Source organism: Intrasporangium sp. (assembly GCF_039812505.1).
GTDB lineage: Bacteria > Actinomycetota > Actinomycetes > Actinomycetales > Dermatophilaceae > Intrasporangium_A.
Genome location: NZ_JBDIAQ010000034.1, coordinates 1 through 20597, shown reverse-complemented (window position 1 = coordinate 20597; position 20597 = coordinate 1). Strand labels below are relative to the sequence as shown.

The window sequence follows — 20597 nt, the reverse complement described above, 5'->3', positions numbered from 1 at the left end:
GAGAAGGTGAGTTGCCCCTGACCAGAACGTGAGAAGGACGATAGCGGGACGGATCGGGCCATGGGGAGATCAACCGGTGGAAATCGTGGAACCCCCCGCAGTCATCGGGCCCGGAAGATCCAGGACCGCATCGCCACGAACCGCACGGCCGTCGAGACCGCGTTCGCGACCAGGACGACGAGGGTCTGCGTCGTCGTCGACGCGCCCGGGTCGCGCGCGTGCAGGATCGCCAGCGCTGCGGTGCTGGCCAGCCAGGTGATCGCGAAGACCAGCAGGGCCTGGCCGTGGTGGGTCGCCAGCCGGCGCCGGCCGAGCACCCCGAAGGTCCACCACCGGTTCGCCGCGGTGTTGCCGAGCGTCGCGATGACGAGGGAGACCGCGTTGGCGGGCTGCGCTCCCATCCCGAGCGTCTCGAAGACGGCGAACAGGCCCAGGTGCACCGCTGTCGAGACGACCCCGATCGCCGCGAACCGGGTCACCTGCCGGCGCAACCCGGCCCGGGGTGCGGCCGGGCTCCGCTCGGCGCTTCGCGTGGCGGTCATGACAGCGGCCGGGTCAGGTCGTAGAAGGTCTGCCCGTCGAGCTGCACCGGAGTGAAGCCCTCCTGCACCCAGGACGTGATCTGTTGCGCGGTACCACCGCCCGACTGTCCGCCGGGACCGCCGAAGCCCCGGCCCCGGCTGCTCGCGGCGAAGTAGTGGATGCGGCCCTGCGCCACGTACTGCTGGAACTGGGCCAGCGTCGGCGAGGGGTCCGACCCGTTGAAGCCGCCGATCGCCATGACCGGCAGGCCGGTCCCGAGCTGCAGGCCCGCGGCGGTCTGCGACCCGACAGCGGCCGCCACCCAGGTGAACGCTCCGGCGTCCTGGCGCAGCGCGGAGACGACCGCCGTGCTCGGCGCGCTCGCGTCCAGCAACCCGCCGGCAGGACCTCCGCCGAAGCCGCCGAACCCGCCGCGACCACCACCGAAGCCGCCCGGGGCGCCGCCGAACCCGCGGCCACCGGCGCTCGCCGGGCCGGCCGTCACGATCGAGCCCGTGTGGCCCACGACCGCTGTGGACAGGCTGTATGCCGCCGGGCCGGCCAGGGCCGCCACGAGCCCGGCCGCGGCGACGACCGGTACCGCGCGACGGTGCAGCCGGCGCACGGCCAGCAGGAGCAGCGCCGCCGACACGCCGACCGTGAGGACGGCGACGCGCAGGACCGGCCCGTAGGCGGTCGTTCCCGACAGCAGCACGAAGCCCCAGACCGACGCGGCCGCGACCGCGACGGCGAGGGTGACCGGGCCGAGGGACTCGTGCCGGTGTCGCCAGGCCTGCACCGAGCCGATCCCGACGAGGGCACCGATCGCCGGCGCGAGGGCGACGGTGTAGTACTCGTGGAAGATCCCGGCCATGAACGAGAAGACGAGCATGGTCACCAGCAGCCACCCGCCCCAGACGAGGTAGGCGGCCCGCACCCGATCGGTGCGCGGCTGCCGCCGCCGCAGCCAGAGCCCGACGGCGAGCAGCACGAGCGCGCTCGGGATGAGCCAGGAGACCTGGCCGCCGATGTCGCTGGAGAACATCCGGGTCAGGCCGGTCTGGCCCCACCCGTTCCCGCCGCCCACCGACCCCGTCTCGTCGCCGGTCAGCCGGCCCAGGCCGTTGTAGCCGAAGGTGAGCTCCAGGAAGGAGTTGGTCTGGCTGCCCCCGATGTACGGCCGCAGGCCGGCCGGCACCAGCTCGACAATGGCCACCCACCAGCCGGCGGACAGCACGACCGCGCCGAGTGCCAGCAGTGACTGGGTGATCCGGCGGCGCAGGGTCGTCGGTGCGGCCACGAGGTATGCGATCCCCAGAGCCGGCAGGATCAGGAAGACCTGCAGCGCCTTCGTCAGGAAGCCCAAGCCGACGAACACGCCGGCGAGGACGAGCCAGCGAGCCGAGGCGGCCTCGATCGCGCGCAGGGTCGCCCAGGCGGCGAGCGCCATGAGCAGCGTCAGCAGGGCGTCGGGGTTGTTGAAGCGGAACATCAGCGTGGCCACCGGGGTCAGCGCGACGACGACGCCGGCGATCAGGCCCGCGGCCGGGCCGGAGCAGCGCTTCACCGAGGCGTGCACGACAGCCACCGTCCCGACCCCCATCAGCGCCTGCGGGAGCAGGATCGCGAGCGAGCTGAGCCCGAACAGCCGCACCGACAGCGCCATCACCCAGAGCGAGGCCGGCGGCTTGTCGACAGTGATCGAGTTGCCGGCGTCCGAGCTGCCGAACAGGAACGCCGTCCAGCTCTGGCTGCCGGCCTGCACCGCCGCGGAGTAGAACGAGTTTGCCCACCCGCTCGCCGTCAGACCCCAGGTGTAAAGCACCAGGGTCGCCAGCAGCAGCGCCCACAGGGCCGGCCGCGCCCACCCGGGGTCGCCCTGCGGGCCCCGCCAGAGCCTGCCGAACCGGCTGCGTCCCGAGGGACCGGCGGGCCGGGCGAGCCCGGCAGCGGTGTCACCTTGCTTCAGGGTCGTCGTCACGCACCCACGGTCGCTGCGGGTCCTGTGCCGGCACTGTGGCACCCCTGAGCCGCCCTGATGAGCCGCCGATGGTGCCGGGTTGGCCCGGACGCTCCGGACGAGCCGGTCAGGCGAGGTGCACCCGGGCGACGTATGCCGCCCAGCCGGCTCGGCGGCATACCGGCCAGACGGTGGTGGCTCAGCCGGCGGGCAGCAGCACGGTGAAGGTGGTGTCGCCCGGGCTGCTGTGCATCTGCACCCGTCCGCCGTGGGCGCGGGCGACCGCGGCGACGATGGACAGCCCGAGCCCGGTGCTGCCGCTGGACCGGTTGCGCGCGTCGTCACCGCGGGCGAACCGTTCGAACACGTTGGGCTGCAGGGCCTCCGGCACGCCGGGGCCGTCGTCGTGGACGGCCACGCGGACCCAGTCGCCGTCGCGGCGCACCGACACCGTGACCGTGGTGCCGGCCGGCGTGTGGGTGCGGGAGTTGGCCAGCAGGTTGGCGACCACCTGGTGCAGGCGGGGCTCGTCGCCGGTCACGCACACCGGCTCGGCGGGCAGGTCCAGCGTGAAGCGGTGGTCCGGCGCCGCCGCGTGGGCGTCGCTGACCGAGTTGACCGCGAGCATCGACAGGTCCACCTCGTCACGGTCGAGCGGACGGCCCGCGTCGAGGCGGGCGAGCAGCAGCAGGTCGCCGACGAGGCCGGCCATCCGCTCGGCCTCGCTGCCGATCCGGCTGAGGGCGTGGCGGACCGACTCGGGGACCGGCTCGCCCTCGCGCTGGGACAGCTCGGCGTAGCCGATGATCGAGGTCAGCGGGGTGCGCAGCTCGTGGCTGGCGTCGGCGACGAACTGGCGCACCCGCTGCTCGCTGCGGTGCCGGGCCCGCAGCGCCTCGTCGACGTGGTCGAGCATCTCGTTGAAGGCGGCGCCGACCTGGCCGACCTCGGTGCGGGTGTCGGTGTCCTGCGCGGGCACCCGCTCCCCGAGCGCGACCTGTCCCTCGGCCAGGTCGAGCTCCGAGACCCGACTGGCGGTCGAGGCGACCCGACGCAGTGGGGCGAGGCTGCGGCGCACGATCCAGGTGCCGACCCCTCCGGCGACGACGATGCCCGAGCCGGCGCAGATGATCGCGATGAGCACCATCCGCCGGACCGTCTGCTCCTGGGGGGCGGTCGGCAGCCCGACGACCACGGTGGTGGCGACCACCCCGCCCTCGACCGGCACCAGGCCCCGCCTGGCCATGAGCCGGTAGCGGCCGACCTCACCGCCGAGGTTGAGGGTCATCCCACCGGCCCCGAGGCCGGCGTCGTCGATCTCGGTCAGCTGGGCGGCGGTCAGGGCGACCCGGTCGTTGTCGGGCGTGGTGGCGAAGCCGTTGTCGATGGGGTCGAGGTAGGCGAGCAGGCCCTCGTTGCCCGGCCCGCGACCCCGATCGTCGCCGAGGGGCCCCGAGGGCGACTGCCCCGGGGCCCGGCCCTGGGCGAGCGCGGCGGCGAGCTGGTCGTCGACCTGCGAGGTCAGGTAGCGGTTCAGCGCGAAGATGGTCAACCCGCCGGTGAGCAGGGTGACGACGGTGACCAGGGCGAGCGTCGCCGCGACGAGCTTGGCCCGCAGGGTCCAGGCCGACAGCGGGCGGATCCGGTCGGTCAGGGGCCGCCACCACGGGCGTGGACCCGGCGGCGGCTCGGGCGGCGACGGCGGCCCGGGTCGGGGGCCCGTCGTCCCGGCCGGCTCAAAGAGCAGGCTTGAGGACATACCCCGCGCCCCGCATGGTGTGGATCATCGGCTCCCGCCCGGCGTCGATCTTCTTGCGCAGGTAGGAGATGTAGAGCTCGACGACGTTGGCCTGGCCGCCGAAGTCGTAGTTCCAGACCCGGTCGAGGATCTGCGCCTTGGACAGGACCCGTCTCGGGTTGCGCATCAGGTAGCGCAGCAGCTCGAACTCCGTCGCGGTCAGGTGGATCTCGTCGCCGCCGCGGGTGACCTCGTGGCTGTCCTCGTCGAGGGTGAGGTCGCCGACCACGAGCATCGAGTCGGCCGCACTGAGCGCGATCGTCGTGCGACGCATCAGGGCGCGCACGCGGGCCACCACCTCCTCGAGGGAGAACGGCTTGGTCACGTAGTCGTCGCCGCCTGCGGTCAGGCCGGAGACGCGGTCCTCGACGGCGTCCTTGGCGGTCAGGAAGAGCACCGGGATCGTCGGCTCGTGCGCGCGCATGCGGCGCAGCACCTCCAGACCGTCGAAGTCCGGCAGCATCATGTCGAGCACGACTGCGTCCGGGTCGAACTCGCGCGCCACCCGGACCGCCTCCGAGCCGGTGCCGGCCGAGCGGACCTCCCATCCCTCGTAGCGCAGCGCCATGCCGAGCAGCTCGGTGAGATTGGTCTCGTCGTCGACGACGAGCACCCGCACGGGCGACCCGTCGAGCCGCTGGAGTCGTGGGGCGCCGCCGGTCCTGTCGCTCATGCCCCAAGTCAATCCCGACCCACTGTGCCTGCGCCAGCCTGTTCCTGTGCACCTCCTGTGATCCGCCTGTCACCTGCAGCCCGCAGGACCGGGACAGTCGCGCCACAGCGTCGGCACAGCCGCGGACCGGACAGTCGGGACATGAGCCAGCGTCCGGATGTGCCCCCTCCCGCCGAGCCCTACCGGTATGCCGCTCCGCCGGCCTCGTCGTCCGGCACGGCGGCCGCCGCCACCGGCCCGCAGCGCTGGTCCGCGGGACGCACGGCCGCCGTCGCCGGCGTGACGATCGTGCTCGTCTCGGCCGGCGCGATCACGGCCGCCGCGGTCGTGCCGCTCGGCGGCAGCGGTCGCGCGTCCGGCACCTCCCAGGGCGGCTTCCCGGGAGGGGGACGGCCCCCGGGCCTGCAGAACGGTCCGGGGCAGCAGCACGGCTTCGGCCGGCAGGACGGCGCCCAGCTGCCGAACCTGCCGGACCTGGGCCGCACCACCGGTCCGGCCACGGGTGACACGGGCACGACCACCTGATCGCGAGCGCGCCGATAGCCGCCCGTCGCGTCGGCTGGGATGCCACGATCGGGGTACCCATCCGATCGGAGCGCAGATGTCCGACAGCGGCACCGACAGCGGCATACCGAGCCTCGGCCCGCACACCGAGCCCCAGGGCGAGAGCCTGGGCGCGCGGCTCAACTGGCTGCGGGCCGCGGTGCTCGGCGCCAACGACGGCATCGTCTCGACGGCCGGGGTGGTCGTGGGGGTGGCCGGCGCCACGAGCGACCGGGGCGCCATCATCGTGGCCGGCGTGGCCGCCGCGGCCGCGGGGGCGCTGTCGATGGCGGCCGGCGAGTACGTCTCCGTCAGCACCCAGCGCGACTCGGAACGGGCCATGCTCCACCTCGAGCGCCGGGAGCTGCGCGAGGACCCCGTGGGCGAGCTCGAGGAGCTGACCCAGCTGTACGAGGCCAAGGGGATCAGCCGTCCCCTCGCCGAGCAGGTGGCCGCGGAGCTGACCGCGCACGACGCCCTCACCGCGCACGCGGAGGTGGAGCTCGGCATCGACCCGGACGACCTGACGAACCCGTGGCACGCGGCCTGGGCGTCGATGGCCGCCTTCACGGTCGGCGCGCTGCTGCCGCTGCTCGTGATCGCCTTCAGCCCGGCCGCGGTCCGGACCTGGGTGACCGTCCTGGCCGTCGTCGCCGCGCTCGCGCTCACCGGGTGGGCCAGCGCCCGGCTCGGACGGAGCCCGGCCGGGCGGGCGGTGCTGCGCAACATCGGCGGCGGCCTGGTCGCCATGGCCATCACCTACGCCATCGGCGCACTGGTTGGCACCACACTGTCCTGACGAGCGGTAGACTCGGCGTACTGCGATCCACAGCGGGGCAGGGCGGTTCCCACAGGCTTGTCTCCAGCATCAACGGTCCAGGGTCGGGGCTCCGGGGTGTTCTCCGGGACGCCCGCCTTGGGCTGTCGGCTCGGGGACCTTGCGATCCGTGTCGTGGCGCAGGGCAGGATCTCGATCCTCGTCGCCACCGCATCACGAAGAGGAACATGCCAACGCGACTGCGCCACCGGACCGCCGACCGTCCGGTCCAGCCCACGGGTGAGCACCGTCGTGCCGAGGCCGCCCCGATCATCCCGATCCTCGCGCGGCGCGTACGCGAGGTCGAGGCGCGGGTGACCTCCAAGGGGCGGGCGACGCCCACCAACCGGACCCGGTTCCAGGTCATCGCCCTGCTCATGCGGGCCGAACGCGCCCGCGTCAGGGCCGATACGACCACCCCGCCCGCCGTGCGCGAGGAGCTGCTCAAACGGCTCGACGGCATCGCCTCGATCCTGGCGCAGATCGCGGCACGGGACACCAGCCTGCTCGGGCTGCTCGACCCCGACGCCAAGCCGAGCCTGGCCGCCCAGCAGATGCGCCGGGACTGGCTGGTCGAGTCGGGCGCCGAGCTCTCCCCCGAGGAGCTGGTGATCTCCCGACCCGAGCCGGCCGCGCTCGTGCTGCCCCCGGAGCTGGCGGCCAAGCAGGTCGTGCCGCAGTCGGTGCCGATCCGCGCCCGCGCCCACCCCTTCCTGGTGCCGGACGTCGGGCGGGCGACCCGCGACAGCTACCTGCCGCAGAACCTGGCCCGCTGGGAGCTGCTCGAGCCGCTCTACCGTGCGTTCGAGCAGGGCTCGGGTGGTGGCGCAGCCTCGATGGAGCTGCCGCCCAAGCCGGCGATCGACCGGTTCTCCCCTCCGGGGCGCCGGCTCATGGTCCACCAGGCCCGGCTCCTGCAGGCGGTCCTCGAGGGACATCGCACCTTCCTGCTCGCCGACGAGCCGGGGCTCGGCAAGACGGCACAGTCGGTCATGGCCGCCTCGGTCGCGAACGCGTACCCGATGCTCGCGGTCGTCCCGAACGTGGTGAAGATCAACTGGGCGCGCGAGGTGGCGCTGTGGACCCCCCAGCGACGGGTCACGGTGATCACCGGCGACGGCGAGGACGTCGACGCGTTCGCCGACGTGTTCGTGGTCAACTACGCGATCCTCGACCGGCACTTCGCCTGGCTGTCCACGTTCGGCTTCCACTCGATGGTCGTCGACGAGGCCCACTTCATCAAGAACCGCCAGTCCCAGCGGTCCCGCCAGGTGCTCGCCCTGGCCGACCACGTCCGCGAGGGCACACCCGGCGGCGACCCGCTCCTGCTCGCCCTCACCGGCACCCCGCTGATCAACGACATCAAGGACTTCGGGGCCATCTGGCGCTTCCTCGGCTGGATCAGGGACGGCAAGCCGACCGCCCCGATCCTGCGGCAGCTCGACGCGACCGGGCTCACCCCGGCCGACCGCGACTTCTACCCCGAGGCCCGGCAGGTCGTCATCGACATGGGCATCGTGCGCCGGCGCAAGGTCGACGTCGCGAGCGACCTGCCCGACAAGCGGATCGCCGACATCACCGTCGAGCTCGACGGCGAGGCCGGCCGCTCGATCCGGACGGCCGAGCGCGCCGTCGGAGCCCGCCTCGCCCGGCGTTACCGTGCCCTGCTGGCCGAGGGTGCGGGCACGGAGGTCGACGGCGAGCCCGACCTCGGGCTCATGCGGCGGGTGGCCGTCACCGAGCTCAAGGCCGGCTCGGGCGACAAGGCCGCCAAGGGCGACAACGTGTTCACCCTCGTACGCCGGATCGGCCAGGGCAAGGCGAGCCTCGCCGCCGACTATGCCGCCCAGCTGTCCCACTCGGTCGGCAAGGTGGTGTTCTTCGCCAAGCACATCGACGTCATGGACGAGGCCGAGCAGGTGCTGCAGGAGGCCGGCCTGCGCACCGTCTCGGTCCGCGGCGACCAGACCACCACCCGCCGCCAGGCCGCGGTCGACGCCTTCCAGAACGACCCCGAGGTCTCGGTGGCGGTGTGCTCGCTGCTGGCCGCCGGGGTCGGGCTGAACCTGCACGCCTCGTCCAACGTCGTGCTCGCCGAGCTGTCCTGGACCGCGGCCGAGCAGCAGCAGGCGATCGACCGGGTCCACCGGATCGGCCAGGACGAGCCGGTCACCGCGTGGCGCATCCTGGCCGCCGGCACGATCGACTCGAAGATCGCCGAGCTGATCGACGCCAAACAGGGCCTCGCGGCCCGCGCCCTGGACGGGAGCGACCTCGAGGTCGCCGCCAGCGACTCGCTGCAGCGCGACGCCCTGGTCGAGCTGCTCCGGCGCGCCCTCGGGGAAGACTGACCAGCCCGTCCCGCGGCCGCGACCACGCGACCTCTCGCGGACCGGCGCACACCGAAAGGGCCGGAGTGCAGTTCGACCTGAGGGACAAGGGTCGATGGACACCGCCCCGTTCCGGCAGTGGCTCGACTCGTTCCCCGGCAGCGACGAGGACTACTTCTCGCAGATCCCCTCGGGCCGGCTGGGCACCACCGAGGACATCGCCCGCGTCGCCGCCTTCCTCGTGAGCGACTACTCCGGCTACGTAAACGGCGTCACCGTCCCTGTCGAGGGCGGCATCGCCGGCGTGCTGGCCATCCCGCGCGTGTGATCGGAGGCTGGCCGAGTCGGGCCGGCGGCCCGCCGGGGACCCGCGGGTGGGCTGGCTGGTGCAGGAGTCGGTCGAGCAGGTAGACGTCGGTTCCGGCGAGCCCGACCGAGCAGAAGATGATCCGCTGCTCGTCGCTGGTCCGTTCGACAGTGTCCCCCGCAAGGATGGCCCTGAGGGAGACCATCCGGTCCTGTTGCGGGGTCCCGACGGGGATGTTGGGCGGATCGTGGAACCGGAGTTGAGCGGCGAGCCAGTGACCACGAGGTGGCAGATCCCCACCAGCTCCGGGCTGCCGCTCGCCGGCCGGGTGCATCACCACGCACCTCAAGGTTTCCCGAGCGCGCGGCCCGGTCGCCCAAGCCGGGGACGGCACCAAGACACTGGACCGCGGGCGGTGGCGTTGGCACGCTGGAGGGCATGGCTCGGGTGCTGTTCACCTCCTGCCCGGCGTACGGGCACCTGCTGCCGATGCTGCCGCTGATACGGGCAGCCTCCCGCGCTGGGCACCAGGTGCGGGTGGCCACCGGGCCGGACCTGGTCGACGCGTTGGCCACCCGGGGCGTGCCGGCTCACCCGGTCGGGCCACCCTGGGCGGCGTCCTGGTCGGTGCACGAGGCCATCTGGGCGGACCCGGCCGGCTCCGAGGAGGGCAAGATGCTGGCCGGGGCGGTCGCGTTGTTCGGCGCCCCGGCCCTGGCCCGGCTGACCGACCTGAGCGTCATGGCACGGCAGTGGCATCCCGACCTGGTGGTCCACGAGGTCCTCGAGATGGCCGGGCCGCTGCTGAGCCGTCGTCTTACGGTGCCCGCCGTGGTGCACGGGTTCGGGCCGATGTTCCCCTCCTACGCCGAGCTCATCGGCCCGGTCGGGGACGCGATCGGCGAGGCGGGACTGTGGGGCCTCGTCGCGGCCGAGCAGGCCCTCGACATCTGCCCGCCCGCGCTGCAACCGGACGGCCCGCGCCCGTGGCCGCGAGCCGTGCCGCTGCGCCCCACCGCCGGCGAACCCGGCCCGCTCCCGCCCCGGGTCGCTGCCGCCCTACGCAAGACAGCGCCGCTTGCCTACTTCACGCTGGGCACCGTCAAGAACGACACGACGGATCTGGCCACCGCCCTGGCGGCGCTGGCGGACTACGACGGCACCGTGGTCGCAGCGACCGGCCGGGCGTTGCGACGGCACGAGCTCGGGCCGGTACCGGCGAACGTCGTGCTGGCCCAGTTCGTCCCCCAGACCCACCTGCTCGAACGGGCCGAGCTGCTGGTCTCGCACTGCGGGTCCGGCACGATGCTCGGAGCCCTCGTGCACGGCGTGCCGCAGGTTGCGCTCCCGCGCGGCACCGACCAGCCGCAGAACGCCGCGTTGCTGGCCCGAGCCGGGGCCGGGGTGATCGTCGCCCCGCAGGACTACGCCATCGACACGATCCGCGCCGCCCTCGCACGAGTGACCGGCGAGCCGGGCTACCGGACCCGGGCAGGGCACCTGCGCGAGCAGATCACCCGGATGCCGGACGCCGACACCGTCTGGGCACACCTACAGGCCTGACCGGCGGCCCGCCGTCTTCAGGATGTGCCTGCGCGTGGTCCTACTCGTGCAGGCCGAGCCGGTGGGCGACGCGGGCGGCTTCCTGCCGGCCGGTGACGTCGAGCTTGCGGATGATGTTGGACACGTGCACGCTGGCGGTCTTGACGCTGATGAACAGGGCTTGGGCGATCTCCCGGTTGGTGTGCCCGGCAGCGAGCCCGGCCAGCACCTCGAGTTCACGTGGGGTCAGCCGGTAGTCGGTCAGCGCCGCCTCGGGGGGTGGGCCGTCTGCGCCTGTCTCGGGGTGGGCGGGCTGGGTCGGGGCAGGCAGGTCGAGGTGGTGCCAGCGGGCGAGCCGGGCCAGCTCGTCGCGAATCAGTGAGGCGCCGAGCCGGATCGCCTGGGTGTGCGCGGCCCGCAGCGTGGCGATCCCGGCCGCGTCGGCGCCGGCGTCCAGGCGGGCCTCGGCCTCGCGCCAGGCGGCGTACAGGGCCGGCACCGGCTGGCCCAGCCGCTCCCACTCGGTGCGGGCGGCGGCCCACAGCGGGGGCTGGCCGGGGCCGAGCAGCCGGGCCTGTTCGGCGGCGAACCAGGCGCCCAGGGCAACGTCCTCGGCGCGGCCGTGGCAGACCGCGGCGACCTGCTGCAGCGGGGCCAGACCCCGCGCCAGGGCGCGCCGTGCGGCCGCGCCCCGCTGGGTCTCGCCCTGGTCGGCCAGCGCCCGCACGCCCAGGGCGGCCAGGACCGCGGCGAAGCGCTGCTCGTCGGTGTCGGCGAGCAGGGCCAGCCCGTCCTGCACCAGCTCGTGGGCGGCGGCCGGCCGGCCGGCCCACAGCTCCACGGCCGCGGCCACCTCGTAGGTCTCGCGCAGCCACGCATCGGGCGGTGCGGGCTCGGCCTCGATCAGCGACCTGGCCTGCTCACAGCGCTGCCAGGCCTGGGTCAGGTCGCCGGTGACCAACGCCAGCCGGGCGCCCTGGATCAGCATCGGCGCCGCGGTGATCCCGCGTGGGTGCAGGCCCATGACCTGCTCGAACAGCTCGCCGGCCTCGGGCAGCCGCCCGGTGGTCAGCAACGCCTCGCAGGTGTTGGCCGCCAGCAGGCTGCCGCCCTGCCGGGACAGGCCCAACCGGGTCAGCACCTCGATGCCCTGCCGGCCGGTCGCGATGACCTGCTCGTACCGGCCGGCCAGGCCCAGCACGTGGCTCAGGTTGATGTAGGCGGTGGCCGCGTCCCCGGGCGGGCCGGAGCACAACGCCATGGCCAACGCCTGGCGCAGGTGCCCGATCCCGGCTTCGTGGCGGCCCTGACCGGAGGCGACCAGGCCGAGCGCGTTGTGCAACCGTCCTTGCTCGCGCCGGGCCCCGGCAGCCTGTGCCGCGGCCAGCCCGCGGGTGCCCCACTCCTGCGCCTCATCCAGGCGCGACCATGCCGCGGCGCACAGCGCCAGGCTGGCGTACACCCGGGCGGACAGCTCGCCGGGCTCGTCCTGGCCAAGCAGCTCGAGCGCGGCCCGATACCAGCGCTCTGCCTCGGCACCGCGCCCGGCCAGGTAGTGGGAGGTGCCGAGCCGCTCGCTGATCTCGGCCCGCACCTGCCGGCCGGTGGCCCGTGCCAGCGCGTCCTGCCCGAGTCGGATCGCCGCCGCGTGATCGCCGGCCAGTGACGCGGCCTGCGCCGCCCGGGCCAGCAGCCCGACCGGATCGTGGCTGCCCGGCAGGGCCTGGGCCAGCTCGGCCGCCCGGGCGAACTGGGCCTGCGCGTCGCCGTGGGCGCAGATCTGCTCGGCGGCCTGCCCGGCCGCCACGGCCGCCGGCAGGGCGCGCGGCAGGTCCCCGGCGTGAAACCAGTGCCGGGCCAGCTCCCCCGCCGGCACCGGATCGTCGGACGTCCCGGTGACGGCCGCCTGTTCGGTCTCCAGCGCGAGGGCGGCGCCCCGGTGCAGCCGGGTCCGCTCGGAGGGCAGCAATGCGGCATACACCACCTCGACGAACCCCGGGTGCGCCACCTGGACCCGGTCCTCGTCGAGGCGCAGCACGTGCTGGTCCAGGGCGGGCCGAAGCGCCGCCTCGACCTTGGCCACGGGCCGGCCGAGGGTGCCCGCGAGGACCTCGACACCGACCGGGCGGCCCAGCACGGCCACCGCGCCCAGCAGCCGGCCGGTGGCCCGCGGCAGCGCCGCGACCCGGTCGGCCAGCAGGTCACCCAGGGTGGCCGGCAGCGGCCCGGGCGCCGGCCCCGCCAACACCAGGTGCTCGACGAACAACGGGTTGCCCGCCGACCGCTCGAACACCGACTCGAGCACCTCCGGGTCGGGCTGCGCGCCGGTCAGCGACCGCACCAGCCGGGACGTGTCATCCCGGCCCAGCCGGTCCAGGTGCACCCGGCGGGTCCCGGCCAGCCGGGCCACCTGCGCGACCCAGCCCGCCGGCCCGCTACCGGCCGGCAGCTGGTCGGGCCGGTAGGTGACCAGCAGCAGCACCCGCTCGCTGCTCAGGTTGCCCACCAGGTAGCGCAGCAGGTCCAGGGTGCCCGCGTCGGCCCAGTGCAGGTCCTCCACGACGTGCACCACCGGCCCGGCCGCACCCAGCCGGCCCAGCAGGTCCAGCACCGCCTGGAACAACTCGAGCCGGGAGGGCTCGAGGCTGCCGGCCGGTTCGTCCGAGCCTGGCCCGGCAGCGCCCGACCCGGCGGGCAGCAGTCGGGCCAGGGCCGGCGACCGGGCCAGCTGCTGGCGTACCGCGCCGTGCCCGCCCAGCCGGCGCAGCCCCTGCACCAGCGGCGCGAACGGCACCGGGTCACCGGCCATCGGCAGGCACGCCCCGGAAAGGACCGTCACCGGCCCGGAGCGGGCCAGCTCGTGCACCAGACGGGTCTTGCCGATCCCCATCTCCCCGGCCAGCAGCAGCACCACCGGATGGCCGCGGCCCGCCTCGGCCAGCGCCGAGACCAGCAGCGCGAGGCTCTCCTCGCGTCCGACCAGCGCGGCCGGTTCCCGCTCGGGCATCCCCAAGCATGACCCGAACCGGCCGGTCCCGTCACCCGGGTTGTCCCCGGCTAAGGCGCCCGGGCCCGGATCTGAGGTGCCTGCCCGATGTGCCGGCCCCGACCCGGTTCGTAGCGTTCCAACACCACCAACCGTCCCGAGAGGACCCACCGATGCACCGACACACCGCCCGCACCGCCACCATCACCACACTGGCCGTCCTGGGCGCCCTGAGCGCCCTGGCCGCCACCACGACCGTGAGCGCGCCCAGCGCGTCCGCCGTCGCCGAGCCGGGCACCCCCGGCCCGGACGTGCACCTCGGGCTCGACAACGACAACGCCGCCAACCCGTTCATCCAGCCGCCGGGCGTGACCGCCAAACAGCACATGGACAACACCGACGTGCTGATCGGCCGGGGCGGGCCCGACCTACTGGTCGGCAACCTCGGCGGCGACACCCTGCTCGGCGGGTCCGACAGCGACATCCTGGTCGGCGGGCCGGAACGGTTCGCCGCGCCCAACAGCGACGTGCTGGTGGGTGAGGCCGGCGACGACGTCAACATCTGGGCACCCGGCGACGGCAGCGACGCGTTCCTGGGGCAGGAGGGCTACGACACGATGGTCTTCGCCCCGTTCGTCACCAACCCCGACGGCTCGCTCAAGCTCGAGCGGTACCGCCAGCCCACCCGGCGCCACCGCACCGGCCAGGCCCGGCTGATCCCCCGCGTCGACATCGACGGGCACCCCCAGTTCAGCTGCGAGCTGGTCCCGGTCCCAGCCGGCCAGCGGCTCGGCTTCCAGTTCCTGGTCCGGTTCGAGGTCAACGACGTGCCGGTCGTCACCGTACGCCAGCGCGACGTCGAGAAGGTGTTCTGCCCCGCCCCCGAGTCGGGCACCGCCCAGGTCGCCGACCTGACCGAGCGCCACCCCGCCTTCCGCACCGTGCCGCTGCGCGCCGTCAAGGGCACCGTCGGCGCGATCCTGGCCCCGGCCGGCTGAGGAGCCCACGATGACCTCCCCTGCACCCACGCCCGCCACCACGACAACGCCGGCCGCCACGCCCAGGCGAGCGGTCGTGATCGGCGCCAGCATCGCCGGGCTGCTGGCCGCCCGCGTCCTGGCCGAGCACTACACCCAGGTGGTCCTGCTGGACCGGGACGAGCTGCCGCCCGAACCGACCGCCCGGCCCGGGGTGCCGCACGGCCGTCAGGTCCACGGGCTGCTCGCCCGGGGCCGGGAGGTCATCGAGGAGCTGCTGCCCGGGCTGACCGAGCAGCTGGTGACCCGCGGCGCCCTGCTCGGCGACTTCCAGAGCCAGGCCCGCTTCTACGTCGACGGACACCCGCTGGCCGCCGGCACCAGCGGGCTGCTGGCCCTGGCCGTCTCCCGGCCCCTGCTCGAGTGGCAGGTCCGCCAACAGGTCGCCGCGCTGCCCAACGTGCAGATCCGCGACCGCACCAGCGTGCTCGACCTGGACTGCGCACCCGACTCGGCACCCGGCGCGATGCGGGTCACCGGCGTCCGGCTCACCCGACCCGACCATCCCGGACCGAGCACCGTACTGGCGGCCGACCTGGTCCTCGACGCATCCGGACGCACCTCCCGCACCCCCGAACAGCTCCAACGCCGCGGCTACCTGGCCCCACCCGAGGAACACGTGCGCATCGACGTCTGCTACGCCACCCGCCAGTTCCGCCGCCGCCCCGAACACCTCTCCGGACAGGTCGCCCTGATCGAGCCGGTCGGATCGGCCATCCCCCGCGCCGGGCTGCTGCTGGCCCAGGAAGGCGACCGGTGGGTCGCCGGGCTGACCGGCTACCACGGCGACCGGCCACCGACCGACCTGCCCGGCTTCCTCGCCTACGCCGACAGCTGCCCCGGCCCGCTCGGGGCCACCCTGCGCGGTCTGGACCCGATCGACGACGGGCACACCTACCGGTTCCCGGCCAACGTCCGCCGCCGCTACGAACGGCTCACCAGCTTTCCCGAAGGCCTGCTCGTCACCGGCGACGCGCTCTGCGCGTTCGACCCCGCCTACGGACAAGGCATGACCGTGGCCGCCCTGGAGGCGCTCGAGCTGCGCACCTGCCTGCGCGCCGGCCGCCACCAGCTGGCCCCCCGCTTCTTCCGCCGCGCCGCCACCCACATCGACACCCCCTGGACGCTCGTGGTCGGCCGCGACCGGGAACTACCCGGCGCCACCGACCCCGCCCCGCTGGCCACCCGGCTGCTCAACCGGTACCTGCGGGCCGTCATGACCGCCGCCGTCCACGACCCGGACCTGGCCCGCACCTTCCTACGCGTCAGCCACCTCACCGCCCCACCATCGACCCTGTTCACCCCACGCGTCATCGCCGGCACGGCTGCCGCCATCCTCAGCCGAACCGGTGCCGCCCCCGCCAACCAGCCCGCCTCCGCCGCGGCCGCGCCACCAGCCTGAGCACCCCCGGGCAACCCCGGCCGCAGACCACGGCGGCGCCCGCCCGTCGACGCGGCTGCCCTCCGCATGGCAACTACCGGACTGTCGCCGGGGCCCGGCCCGCACCGGGGAGGGTCACGTTGTCGAGCAGCCGCGCCCGGCCGAAGTCCGCGGCCAGCGAGACGAGCGCGCCCGCGGGCCCGATCCGGTCCAGCTCGGCCAAGGTGACGGGGTCGGCCACCGACACGTACTCGAGCGACCCCTCCGACTGCGTCGCCACTCCGCTGCGCACGAGCGATCGCAGCGTCTCGGCGTCACGCTCCCCGGCGGCATACCGCTGCTCGACCTCGGTGAGCGACCGGCGCAGGACCGGGGCCGCCGCCCGTTGCACCGGTGTCAGGTAGACGTTCCGGCTGCTCATCGCCAGCCCGTCCGGCTCGCGCCACGTCGGCCCGACCACGACCTGCACGCCGATCGCGAGGTCGCGCACGACCTGGCGCAGGACGACCACCTGCTGGGCGTCCTTGGCGCCGATCACGAGCGCGTCCGGCCTGATGGCGCCGAGCAGGATCGTCACGACCGTCGCGACGCCGTCGAAGTGGCCCGGCCGGCGCCCCCCCTCCAGCACCGCGGTCAGCGGCCCCTCGACCCGTACGCGCGTCGACGACCCGACGGGGTAGACGTCGGCCACCTCCGGCACCCAGACCAGGTCGACGCCGGCCTGCTCGAGCAGGCCCAGGTCGTGGTCGAGGTCGCGAGGGTACGAGTCGAGGTCCTCCCCGGGCCCGAACTGGGTCGGGTTGACGAAGACGGACACCGCCACCGCGTCATGGTGCCGGCGGGCGAGCTCGACGAGGGAGAGGTGGCCGTCGTGCAGGAAGCCCATCGTCGGGACGAGCGCGACCGTGCCCAGGCCTGCCCGCATCACGCGGACGTCCTCGCGGCGGTGGGCGACCTGCATCACGACCCGTCCGCCAGCCGGGACCGGACCTGGGCCAGCACGTCGGCTTCCATCCGGCTGGTGTTCTCGCTCGTCGGGAACTCGCCGGCCCGCACCGCGGCGGCATACTCGTCGAGCCCGGCGACGACCTCGGCGCCCAGCGACCGGAACCGCCGCGTGTGCCGCGGCACGAAGTCCTCGTACAGGCCGAGCATGTCGTGCCAGACCTGCACCTGCCCGTCACAGCCGGCCCCGGCGCCGATGCCGATCGTGGGCACCGACAACCGGGCCGTCACCTCCGCGGCCAGCTGCTCGGGGACGAGCTCCAGCACGACGGCCCACGCGCCGGCCGCCTCCAGCGCGAGCGCATCCTGGACGAGGCGCACCGCGGCGCCGGCCTCGCGACCCTGCACCCGCATCCCGATCTGGTTGACCGACTGGGGAGTGAAGCCGATGTGGCCCATCACCGGCACGCCGGCGCCCACGAGAGCCTGCACCTGGGGGGCCACCGCCGTGCCGCCCTCCAGCTTGACCGACTGCACGCCGGCCTCGGCGAGCAGCCGATGTGAGGCGGCCAGCGCCTGGGCCGGCGTCGTATAACTGAGGAACGGCAGGTCGCCGACGACCAGCGGCCGGGTCGACCCGCGGACCACCGAGGCGGCCGCGCGCACCATGTCGTCCAGGGTCACCGGCACCGTCGACTCGTGGCCGAGCATGACCATGCCCAGGGAGTCGCCGACGAGGACCAGGTCGACCTGCGAGCGGTCGACCAGCCGGGCCGACGTGTAGTCGTAGCAGGTGACCATGACCAGGCGTTCCCCTGCCGCGACCCGCTTGGTGAGCTGTTGCAGTGTGGTCCTCATGCGTGCACCTCCGGGTGTCGCGCGGCGGGCGGGTCCTCGGGCGCGAACACGGCGGCATGCCCGCGGTCGCCCGAGGTGTGCTCCATCATCCCACTCGGCATCGGCCGACGACCGCTGTCGGCGGGGTCGCACGCACTCACCGCTCGCCGTCCGGTGTCGTCACGGCCCCACCGACGACCCGCGCCAGGGCGTCGTAGAGCTCGAGCAACTCGGCCTCGCCGGCAAGCGCGGCACGGTGGCGCTCGACGGTGCCCCGGTCACCGCGCACCCATGGCCCCGTCAGGCCCCCCGGTATGCCCTCGCGCGCGACCGCCTCGCGTGCCGAGTCGACGAGCGGGTCGAGGGCCGCGAGGGCGGCGTCGCTCCCCAGGCCGCACGCCTGCAGGAGCCGGCTCGCCGCGATGATCACCCCGGCAGTGCCGTTCGCGGCGAGCACGGCGGCCGCGTGGTACCGGGCCCGGTCGGCATCCGCCAGGTCGAGCAGGCGCCCGCCGAGGGCGGCCACGAGCCGGGCCAGGGTTGTCCTGGCCGCGGGGGTCCCGGCGGTCACGGCATGCACCACCCCGGCCCGCACCCCCGTGTCGGGCGAGGGAAAGGCCTGCAGCACGTGCCAGGCAGCCGTCGGGAGCCCGGCGAGCGCAATCGGTCGCAGCGGGTCCAGGCCCAGCGCACCGCTCAGGTGCGCCACCACGGGCCGAGCACGCCGGTCGGGCGCCCCGGTCGACGCGGACATCGCCACGTCGGCGAGCCCCCGGGCCACCCCCGACACCGTGTCGTCGGGGACCGCGAGCACGACGACCTCGGCCAGCCCCAAAGCCTCGCCCACAGCGCATGTCGGCAGGCCGAGTGCATCCGCCACCGGATGCGCCCGGCCGGTTCGGGTCGCCAGCGCCGGGATCCTCACCCCGGCCGACAGGAGCGAGCGGGCGATCGAGCCTCCGGCCCGACCGGGTCCGACGATCACCACCGAGGGCAGGCCGGTTGCACGGCGGGTGGGGCCGGATGCGGACACCGTGCCGTCCTCTCCCCGGGCTCAGCGGTCGGTCCGAGCGTACTCACGCAGCGCGGGGATGTCCCGACGACGAGGGGGAACCGCAGGGCCGCGCGGCATGCCGCAGCTCCGTGCGACCAGCCTCACGCAGCGAGATCGTGGCCCCTACGATCCTTGGCTACTACACTGTGTAGTGCAAGGCCAGTGAGAGAGAGCAGGTGGCCACCATGTCGGAGTACCAGTACGAGTACACGGACGACCCGGTCCACGTCCTCCACCCCGAGGAGTCGTGGGAGTTCCTCCGGACGCACGAGTTCGGGCGTCTCGCCTTCCACCTGATCGGCGAGGTCCACATCGTGCCGATCAACTACGCCGTCGACGACGACCGGCTGGTCTTCCTCACGACCGAGGGCAGCAAGGTGTTCGGTGTGACGATGAACGACGACGTCGCCTTCGAGACCGACGAGATCACCGGCGAGCACGCGACGAGCGTGGTCGTCCGTGGCAGTGCCCACGTGCTCGACGGCCAGGACGCGTATGTCGCCGAGCGGCTGCCGCTGCGGCCCTGGGTCGGCACCCCGAAGTACGTGGTCATCGGGGTCAGGGTCGAGGAGATCTCCGGTCGCCGGTTCGACCTGTCACGCCCGTGGCTGCACGCGCGGGTCGACGCGGTGCCGGAGTGAGCGGACGCACCGCACCCCGGTGAGCGGCATACCCGATGGCCGGTATGCCGCTCAGCGGGCCAACGGGCGGGGGCGCCCGAAGAGCGCCCTCGCCAGCCCGCGCACCATCGCGACGAACACGATCAACCAGGCGGCGAGCGCGACCCACAGCCAGTGGGTGCCGATCCACTCGACGATCGGCAGGTGGTCCGCCCGACCCAGGGTGATGCAGGCGACGCTGTACATGCCCAGCGGGAAGATCATGCTCCACAGGGTCGCCTCGTAGCGCAGCGGCACCTTGCGCACGTAGTGCCGCCAGACGCCGGCGGCGATGAGCACCGGGATGAGCCAGGTCGCGAACGCCCAGAACACGACCGACAGGCCGGCGATCAGCCCCCGGGTCGCGTCGACCATCGGGGCCGACTGCATCTCGACGATGCGCGCCCCGGCCACGACGGTGATGGCGATGGCGCCCATCGAGACCCAGTACGGCGGGTCGAACTCCTTCGGGTCGAGGTCGTAGAGCATGATCCGCAGCGAGACGATGATGGCCGACGCGGCATAGAGGAACACCCCGATCGACCACGAGAGCACGGCGAGGACCGCCAGATAGTGCCGCGCATCGCTGAAGACGACCTCGAGCGTGGCCGCCGAGACCGCGACCGACTGGCTCGCGACGACCCAGATGAACCACGTGCCGTTCGCCAGCTCGACCACCGGACGGTGGTCCTGGCTCAGCACCGCACTCCATGGGATCACGTAGCCCAGGACCAGCCACACCACTGCCGCGACCAGCAGCAGGACGATGGTCACCGTGTACCACTCCTCCGCCGCGGCCCGCGCGCCGAGCACGTTGGTCCCGGCGACGAAGGTGAAGAAGCCGAAGGCCCGCCGCGGTGCGCGGAAGTCGCTGGCCATCGCGTGCCGGTAGCCGATGAAGCGCCACAGGTTGAGCACGCACAGCACCGCGTAGGCGATGATGCACACCCCGAACAGCGCCGCCGACAGCGCGTCCTGACCGACGAGCTGCAGCCCCAACGAGACGATCCCGCAGGCCATGACGAGCGCGTAGTACCCCGGGGTGAGCCCCTCCACCAGGGGGCCGACCCGACCCGTGCGGTCGCCCGTGCGCAGGCCGCGTTCCTTGATGGTCATCCGGCTCCTACCGTCGGGCTGCAGCGCTTGGAGGAACGATAGCGAACCCACGGGGGCGAGTGCGCCGGTGCGCTCGGCGTGGGCGGTGCG

Annotated in this window: 17 protein-coding genes; 8 read left to right on the top strand and 9 right to left on the bottom strand. The window is 74.0% G+C overall.

Translation table 11 applies throughout. The features are described from left to right. Positions 1-101: 101 nt before the first annotated feature. From WMI84_RS06870 to WMI84_RS06855, 4 genes are all read right to left on the bottom strand, one after another. Positions 102-542 carry a GtrA family protein gene (locus WMI84_RS06870; protein ID WP_347351592.1) on the bottom strand — a complete coding sequence of 147 codons (441 nt, stop codon included), beginning with the start codon at positions 540-542 and terminating at the stop codon, positions 102-104. Continuing rightward, positions 539-2503: a glycosyltransferase family 39 protein gene (locus WMI84_RS06865; RefSeq protein WP_347351590.1), complete on the bottom strand. Its 1965-nt coding sequence runs from the start codon at positions 2501-2503 to the stop codon at positions 539-541. The genes WMI84_RS06870 and WMI84_RS06865 overlap by 4 nt, the downstream gene beginning before the upstream one ends. A 178-nt stretch (positions 2504-2681) precedes the next feature. Beyond that, positions 2682-4241, bottom strand: a complete 1560-nt coding sequence (locus tag WMI84_RS06860; RefSeq protein WP_347351589.1) for a HAMP domain-containing sensor histidine kinase — start codon at positions 4239-4241, stop codon at positions 2682-2684. After that, complete coding sequence (locus WMI84_RS06855) at positions 4219-4953, bottom strand: response regulator transcription factor (RefSeq protein WP_347351587.1); 735 nt, start codon at positions 4951-4953, stop codon at positions 4219-4221. Before WMI84_RS06855 ends, WMI84_RS06860 begins: the two co-directional genes overlap by 23 nt. A gap of 141 nt (positions 4954-5094) precedes the next feature. Here WMI84_RS06855 and WMI84_RS06850 point away from each other — a divergent pair, with 141 nt between their 5' ends. From WMI84_RS06850 to WMI84_RS06830, 5 genes are all read left to right on the top strand, one after another. Next, complete coding sequence (locus WMI84_RS06850; protein ID WP_347351585.1) at positions 5095-5478, top strand: hypothetical protein; 384 nt, start codon at positions 5095-5097, stop codon at positions 5476-5478. Between the two features lie 76 nt (positions 5479-5554). After that, positions 5555-6295, top strand: coding sequence for a VIT family protein (locus tag WMI84_RS06845; protein WP_347351584.1), 741 nt, complete (start codon positions 5555-5557; stop codon positions 6293-6295). A 206-nt stretch (positions 6296-6501) separates the two neighbouring features. Then, positions 6502-8664: a DEAD/DEAH box helicase gene (locus WMI84_RS06840; RefSeq protein ID WP_347351582.1), complete on the top strand. Its 2163-nt coding sequence runs from the start codon at positions 6502-6504 to the stop codon at positions 8662-8664. A gap of 94 nt (positions 8665-8758) precedes the next feature. Beyond that, positions 8759-8971, top strand: coding sequence for an SDR family oxidoreductase (locus WMI84_RS06835; RefSeq protein WP_347351581.1), 213 nt, complete (start codon positions 8759-8761; stop codon positions 8969-8971). Between the two features lie 417 nt (positions 8972-9388). Continuing rightward, positions 9389-10513, top strand: a complete 1125-nt coding sequence (locus tag WMI84_RS06830) for a glycosyltransferase (RefSeq protein ID WP_347351579.1) — start codon at positions 9389-9391, stop codon at positions 10511-10513. A gap of 40 nt (positions 10514-10553) precedes the next feature. Here the strand turns inward: WMI84_RS06830 and WMI84_RS06825 are convergent, their stop codons facing one another. Continuing rightward, positions 10554-13499, bottom strand: a complete 2946-nt coding sequence (locus WMI84_RS06825; protein WP_347351577.1) for an AAA family ATPase — start codon at positions 13497-13499, stop codon at positions 10554-10556. A gap of 152 nt (positions 13500-13651) precedes the next feature. Here WMI84_RS06825 and WMI84_RS06820 point away from each other — a divergent pair, with 152 nt between their 5' ends. Together WMI84_RS06820 and WMI84_RS06815 are read left to right on the top strand one after the other, a co-directional pair. After that, positions 13652-14476: a calcium-binding protein gene (locus WMI84_RS06820; RefSeq protein ID WP_347351576.1), complete on the top strand. Its 825-nt coding sequence runs from the start codon at positions 13652-13654 to the stop codon at positions 14474-14476. 10 nt (positions 14477-14486) lie between these two features. Continuing rightward, complete coding sequence (locus WMI84_RS06815) at positions 14487-15917, top strand: hypothetical protein (protein ID WP_347351574.1); 1431 nt, start codon at positions 14487-14489, stop codon at positions 15915-15917. Between the two features lie 73 nt (positions 15918-15990). On the opposite strand, the gene panC is transcribed toward WMI84_RS06815, so the two are convergent. The 3 genes from panC to WMI84_RS06800 form a co-directional block, all read right to left on the bottom strand. Beyond that, positions 15991-16857: a pantoate--beta-alanine ligase gene (panC, locus tag WMI84_RS06810; RefSeq protein WP_347351573.1), complete on the bottom strand. Its 867-nt coding sequence runs from the start codon at positions 16855-16857 to the stop codon at positions 15991-15993. Beyond that, complete coding sequence (gene panB, locus WMI84_RS06805; protein ID WP_347351571.1) at positions 16857-17699, bottom strand: 3-methyl-2-oxobutanoate hydroxymethyltransferase; 843 nt, start codon at positions 17697-17699, stop codon at positions 16857-16859. The genes panC and panB overlap by 1 nt, the downstream gene beginning before the upstream one ends. A 136-nt stretch (positions 17700-17835) precedes the next feature. Next, positions 17836-18711, bottom strand: a complete 876-nt coding sequence (locus WMI84_RS06800; protein ID WP_347351569.1) for a DUF2520 domain-containing protein — start codon at positions 18709-18711, stop codon at positions 17836-17838. 206 nt (positions 18712-18917) lie between these two features. On the opposite strand from WMI84_RS06800, the gene WMI84_RS06795 reads away from it, so the two are divergent. After that, a complete protein-coding gene (locus WMI84_RS06795) occupies positions 18918-19373 on the top strand; it encodes a pyridoxamine 5'-phosphate oxidase family protein (RefSeq protein WP_347351567.1) in 456 nt (151 codons plus the stop codon). A 51-nt stretch (positions 19374-19424) separates the two neighbouring features. Here the strand turns inward: WMI84_RS06795 and WMI84_RS06790 are convergent, their stop codons facing one another. Beyond that, positions 19425-20507, bottom strand: a complete 1083-nt coding sequence (locus WMI84_RS06790; protein ID WP_347351565.1) for a tellurite resistance/C4-dicarboxylate transporter family protein — start codon at positions 20505-20507, stop codon at positions 19425-19427. Positions 20508-20597: the final 90 nt, after the last annotated feature.